A 1,935-nucleotide genomic window follows, 5' to 3' on the forward strand; every position below is an offset into this window, starting at 1 on the left:
GTTTCGAACTGATATCATATACTACCCGGTTAATTCCTTTTACGTTATTAATGATCTCGTTACTGATCTTGGCCAGCAAATCGTAAGGTAAATGGCACCAATCGGCTGTCATTCCATCCAACGATTCTACAGCACGCAGGCAAATTACGTTCTCGTAAGTGCGCTCATCGCCCATTACCCCTACCGACTGAACCGGCAAAAATATTGCGCCGGCCTGCCAAACCTTATCATAAACACCGTATGACCGCAAATTGTTGATATAAATCGCATCGGCCTCCTGTAATATAGCAACTTTTTGCGGAGTTACATCACCTAAGATCCTGATTGCCAACCCCGGACCAGGAAAAGGGTGCCTGCCTAAAATATTAGGATCGATACCTAATGCCTTGCCAACACGCCTTACTTCGTCTTTAAACAGGGTATTTAAAGGTTCAACAACCTTTAGTTTCATAAAATCGGGCAGTCCGCCAACGTTATGGTGCGATTTGATGGTAGCCGATGGCCCCTTAACAGAAACCGACTCAATAATATCCGGGTAAATAGTACCCTGGCCAAGCCATTTTACATCTTTAACCTCGTGCGCGGCATCATCAAATACCTCAATAAACACCCGGCCAATAGCCTTCCGTTTCTTTTCGGGGTCGCTTAAGCCGGCCAGTGCATCGTAAAAACGACTTTTGGCATCAATTCCTTTTATATTAAGGCCCATGTGCTTGTAGGAGTCGAGCACCTGCTCGTACTCGTCCTTGCGTAAAAGACCATTATCAACAAATATGCAATGCAGGTTTGTACCAATGGCATGGTGCAGCAATACCGCCGCAACCGACGAATCAACACCGCCCGATAACCCCAACACTACCTTATCATCACCTAACTTCTCTTTTAAAGCGGCAATGGTAGTTTCAATGAACGAATCTGGTGTCCAATCCTGGTGACAGCCGCAGATATCAACCAAAAAGTTTTCCAGCAGCTGCCTGCCGTCGATACTATGTGTTACTTCGGGGTGAAACTGGATGCCGTACGTTTGGGTGCCGGTTACCTGGTAAGCCGCAACTTTTACGGTATCGGTACTGGCAATAATTTCAAAATTATCGCCGATACTGTCAATAGTATCGCCATGCGACATCCAAACCTGCGAGCTTTCGGGTATATTTTTAAACAGCGGGTTTTCCCTGTTAATATATTCAAGATTGGCTCTGCCATACTCCCGGGTGCTTGATGGCAGCACCTCGCCGCCATGAAAATGCGCCACATACTGTGCCCCGTAACAAACCCCTAATATAGGCCGGGTGGTGTGAAACTGCTCGAAATCAAAATGAGGAGCATCCTCCTGCCTTACAGAATAAGGACTGCCGGAAAGGATGATACCTTTTACAGTGCTGTCAATTTCGGGATAATGATTAAAGGGGTGGATCTCACAGTAAATATTGAGCTCCCTGACGCGGCGCGCTATAAGTTGGGTGAATTGCGAGCCAAAGTCAAGAATGAGGATTTTTTCTTGCATGGGCAAAGATAAAAATTAGATGTGAGATGTGAGATATGAGATTTGAGATTTTGGATGGGATGTTTTGATTGGGGAGTTTGCCTGAACCAGAAACCACAAGTCACCGTCATTGCGAGGTACGAAGATAACCGACCGCAGGGAGCTCATTAATACCTATAAAAATAAAAACACAACATTAATAATCCCAAACTGTACAGAGCGGCTTCAAAAGGCTGGATTTTTCGTGTTAACATAACACCTCAACCACCGTCATTGCGAGGCACGAAGCAATCCCAAACTGTACAGAGCCGCTATTTGGGTGCTAACTTTACTTTGTGGTAACCAATAACATCGTCCCGCTCATGGCCGCGGGGGGGCCTAGTCCTTTTTGTCTTGAAACAAAAAGAACCAAAAGACCGAGCATAGCGAGATAATGAGCACCAATAAAAACA

The 1,935-nt window shown here is 45.5% G+C and carries 1 protein-coding gene; it reads right to left on the bottom strand.

What is annotated here, in order from left to right; all coding sequences use genetic code 11:
• Positions 1-1,504: glutamine-hydrolyzing GMP synthase (guaA, locus tag AC1DPZ_RS26265; RefSeq protein ID WP_477409061.1), on the bottom strand; the 1,504-nt coding region annotated here is incomplete at its 3' end.
• Between the last annotated feature and the right edge of the window lie 431 nt (positions 1,505-1,935).

This window comes from Mucilaginibacter sp. P4_G9, from assembly GCF_056400985.1.